General features: G+C 58.4%; 3 protein-coding genes. 1 reads left to right on the forward strand and 2 read right to left on the reverse strand.

The window, feature by feature from the left end:
- The first annotated feature begins 65 nt into the window (after positions 1-65).
- Complete coding sequence (locus DBR34_RS01285; RefSeq protein WP_128095394.1) at positions 66-512, forward strand: multidrug/biocide efflux PACE transporter; 447 nt, start codon at positions 66-68, stop codon at positions 510-512.
- 556 nt (positions 513-1068) lie between these two features.
- Here the strand turns inward: DBR34_RS01285 and DBR34_RS01290 are convergent.
- Both DBR34_RS01290 and DBR34_RS21165 read right to left on the reverse strand, forming a co-directional pair.
- Positions 1069-1866 (reverse strand): KilA-N domain-containing protein, encoded by a 798-nt coding sequence (locus tag DBR34_RS01290; protein ID WP_128095395.1) that lies wholly within the window; start codon positions 1864-1866, stop codon positions 1069-1071.
- A gap of 1421 nt (positions 1867-3287) precedes the next feature.
- The gene (locus DBR34_RS21165; protein ID WP_146186745.1) at positions 3288-3743 is read right to left on the reverse strand and encodes a hypothetical protein; all 456 of its coding nucleotides are present in this window, start codon (positions 3741-3743) and stop codon (positions 3288-3290) included.
- Positions 3744-4458 lie beyond the last annotated feature (715 nt).

A 4458-nucleotide genomic window follows, 5' to 3' on the forward strand; every position in this document is an offset into this window, starting at 1 on the left:
CCCCCTCCCTCGATCCGCTCCCCGCGCTCCCGGCCCTGCCGGCGGCGACCATCAGGTGCTGCACCATGAAAGCTGAAAAGACCCTCTGGGACCGCGTTGTCCACGCCGTGCTGTTTGAAGGCATTGCCCTCTGCCTGTGCGCACCGGTGATGTCGTACGTGCTGGGCAAGTCGCTGTTCGACACCGGCGTGCTCACCATCGCCCTGGCCACCTGCGCCATGCTGTGGAACATGCTCTACAACGCGATGTTCGAGCGCGTGGAAAAGAAGTTCGGCTTCAAGCGGACCGTGCCGGTGCGCATCGGGCATGCGGTGGGCTTTGAAGGCGGGCTGGTGCTGGTGGTAGTGCTGCTGGCCGCGTGGTGGCTGTCCATTTCCTACTGGGATGCGTTCCTGTTGGAGATGGGGCTGATCGCGTTCTTCCTGCCTTACACGTATGTGTACAACCTGGTGTATGACAAGTTGCGGGAGCGGTTGGTGCGGCGCGGGGATGCGCAGGTTAGCGAGATCTAGTTCGGCGTCGGAGTTCTGGCGGGCCTGTGAACCAATCAGTTGTACTTGGTTAATGTCCGCTTCCGGCCATAGGCAGACCTCATTCAGAGAATCTTGCTCTGCCAGGTCCGGCTCCATCTCACGCCAGATGTTGCGCCGCAGAGGTCTAGGCTCGCGTAGGCATTAAAGGATGCGCCCGGCCGTCGCAGAGGCCGCGATTGACACCGCAGACTCCTATGTCGCTCTCGTTGCTAGCAGGCGAAAGTGGGCTCGCCAAACTTCTTACGAAGCTCCATGATCAGCTCCACGTCAGATGACAGAACAGTCTCGCTGACATCCACCGAAGGCGTTGCCCCCATGGCGCCCACGTAAACGTGGCGCCGTACGGTTAGGACTGCATCTGCCGGGACAGGCCGTATCTCTCCACGCCCATAGTCGTGCTTGTAGCTTCCACTGACCCACCCCGTCTTGGTCAGGTGCTCATCTTCCCACTCATCACTGTATGCCATTGAAGTCGCTCTCAGTCGTAGATTTGGTCATAAAGATCCCTGCCCGCTCTTGGCAGGGACCGTACAGATTAAGCGGCAGGCAGCCCTGGTGCGCCAGGCGCTTCAAGCAGCATCTTATCCAGATAGGGGAGCGCCGTCGGGTCACGCTCGCGGAAGTACTGGTGAGCCTTGTTGGGCAACCAGACCTCGTTAAAGTGAAGGCGGAATGCATGGAGGTATCCGACCGGGTACAGCTTTGCATCGCAGACGCGCCCGTCTGCATAGCGATGCTTGTAAGTGGGCATCTTAGACGTGTCCACCCCTTGGTCTCGCAGCCACTTGGCGAACATCTTGCCTTCAGAGATGTCAGGGACCATACGTTCGGGCAGCGTGTAACCACGAGCCTCAAGGGGGGCGATCAAAGAAATTGCCAACTCGCTCAGGATAGAGAAGTGCGTATAGGGAACCCGGTCCTTGTTGGCTAGGTAGCGCTGGATGTGATGCGGGAGGCCAGGCGCAGGAGCGCCACTAGGCTGGCGGCCGGACAGCCACTCCCGCACCCAACGTGCCACAGCTACGGCGAACTTCGGCGACAGCCACTGAGCCAAGTGGACAGCCACGTCCGGGTGCACCCAGGTGCCCTGCGGGCCAGATCCGCCCTTAACTACTTGAACCAGAAGCGATGTCGGAATTCCGACATCGGTCGAAAGCTCTGCCAAAAAAGCCGCCGTCGTGGCGTTCTCAAGGTAGTGCCCAAGACGCTTACCGACCGCCTGACACATGGCGGTTGCGTTGATGTACCCATCGAGCTTGCGCTGCTCAATCAGGGTGTTCTCGATCTGACGATGAATCAGGTGAAGCGACAACTGCTTGGTGTTGCTGGTCATAGCGACTTGCCTCTTGTGCTGCAGGCGAGCCTTGGCTTCAACTAGCGGAACTACGACGCACGTCACAAATCGTTAGTTACGATCAATTGACACGTATTGCATACGGCGTATGATTCGCTCCGTTACTTCTAGGTAAGTTGCTGCCACTGCTCGGCACTGCTTGCGTAACACCGCCCTGCCTAGCGCCAACTAGGCGGGGCTTTTTATTGCCCCGGCGGTGGCCGGGGAATCCCGACGGCCACAAGATAGTGAGGCCATTTAGCGTCGTCAACGCCCAATATAGTGAAATTCTCGAATCCCTTGTCGCACAAAGGTTTGGGCGCACATTGACAGCCGGATGGAAAATAAGCACGCGGACCTGCCAAAACGAGCTGCGCAGTCAAGCCCGCAAAGCCCCATTTTGGCAATACAGTGTTCTCCCGAAACGGAACACTGACAGCTTCACAGGGTCTGTAGCATCCCGGCTGTGGATATTCCTGTGGATACAATTCAGCGCACGCTGCGGCGACACCCTTCGCTAGGCGACGAGCGCCCAAGCCGCATCGTTTGCGGGAGACTGATCCAGCTTCCCGTTGTCGACAGTGGCCTTCCCGGTCTGATTTGTCCCAATGACTGACCGCTTAGACCGGCCCAAAGTGCTGAACTAGCGCCTGTCTAGGCCGTAAGACCCCAGCCAACAACTGGCCCCCTGCCACCTCCATCCCATCCGCCTGTTGAGCCAAGCCGCCTGTAGCCGGCCTGCGGCGAGAACGTCTGCCGGGTCGAAACTGTAAGCTCGCCCCTCTAGGGGTTCGCCAAGCGAGGCCAACCCGCCCGCCAATGGCCGAACCTCGGCTGGGCGCGAGATGTCGTTCTCGGCATAGGCCGTCGCCATGAAACGATTATTTTTGGGTGACCACCCACCCAGTACCGGCTCGGTGTGCATCACGCTCTTATGCAGGCCGACCTGTGCAGCAGTGTGCTCGTAGGATGGCCAAAGCTGGTGGATTACCAGCCCCATCTCCTTCATTAGCTGCTCCATGGTGAAGCCAGCGCGGAAGCTGGTCTGCAGCGCTAGCTCATAGATGCTAAGGAAGAACTGCGCGCTACCGCGAGTTGCCAATACCAGGTTGTGCTGGGGGATCAGGAGCAGCTTCGCCCCCCCCCGAGGGTGCTCCGGTCATCGCGTCCTCGGCAACGCATCGACAGGGCATGTTGACTTCAATAATTTCGCTTCAACGTAGTTATAGAGCGGCTAGTGCACAGATCAACCAAGCGGCCGGGATCGTGCCTTTCGATCCTATGACCGAGTTCGGCGACATGCTGTTCGAGATCGCGCCTACTTCATGAGCGCACACTGAGGGTTCGCTTCCAGCCAGTAGCGGACTTTCAAACGATTGAGTTGAGCCGCGCCGCGAAGCGGCCTTGGCTTGGACAGATTGTTAGCTCTCATCCGTAGATTGGCCAACAAGCGCTTTAACCCAAAATCCAGCCCAGGGATCAGAAGCAGCGTTAAGCGCCATCCCGGCATGTTGCGCAAAGGACTCTAGGACATCAACGGGCTCGACGCTCGCAACTGCCGGAGACGCCAGAGCGTCGCGCAGAGCGCGGAAGAGCTCGATGAGCAAGGACGCGTCTCTGTCTTCGTTCGTGACGCTGGTACTCAGGGTGTGCGCGAGGCGATTGCGAATTTTGTTCAGGCGACGCAAGCCGGGCACCAAGTAAGCGACTGCAGGATCGGCACCACCCACGAGCTCCACCTTCTGCGCGAAAGTCAGGCGGGCTGTACTTAGGTCTCCGAGTGAGGGATTCTTTGCATGCAAGTACTCCGTCACGAAGTGCTCCACAAAAAGATGAGCGCGCAGAATGCGCCCATAAGAGCAGAATCCTGGTTCCATTTCGCATTGAGTCGCTCGACTTGTGCATTGGAGTGCGCGAGGAAAGCCTTTCGTCCGCCATGAAGTTCAATCACACGGGTAGCAACTTCCTCTGGCGTGGGCTGGGTAGCTGTCATGGGCCCTTACGCCCGAATTAAGCAGACCCGCGAAGCGGGTTGGGCTTGAGCGAATTGATTGGTTTTGCCCTCACGTAAGTGGGTTGCGAGAAACAAGGCCCCATAGAGGTTTCCCATCCTCCGATGCGCGGGCACCAATCTCAAGCAGCAATCGTTTGGTTGTGGTGTCGTCTGAGCCTATTACATGCATGAGAGTGTCCAAGTTGCGCCACTGATGCCCGGGCTTACTTAGCATGCTCAAGAGGAGATCCTTACTTGGCTTTTCGCGGGCAGCAGCGACTCGTCCCTGCCACCAGTGCGATGCAAGGCTTGCGGCCACCGTTGCTACAGAGCCGATGACAGCGCCTGCGATACCGATTAGTGCAATGACAACGGACTCGCTCATGGTGCGAAATGCATACCCCTGAATTAGGCCGACCGGCGAAGCGGGTTCGACTTAAACAAATTGTCAGGCCTCTCAGAAGCGAAAAGTGACATGCGATCCACCAATGCGAGCGAGTGTTTCCAGCGTGGCTGGAAGGCATTTGGATGCATTGACGACGATATGCCCGCCGCTCCCGACAGCGAGTCTGACGAGTGTCTCCAATGTTTGTGGCAGG

The organism is Stenotrophomonas sp. HMWF003 (genome assembly GCF_003061285.1).
Classification (GTDB): domain Bacteria; phylum Pseudomonadota; class Gammaproteobacteria; order Xanthomonadales; family Xanthomonadaceae; genus Stenotrophomonas; species Stenotrophomonas maltophilia_AP.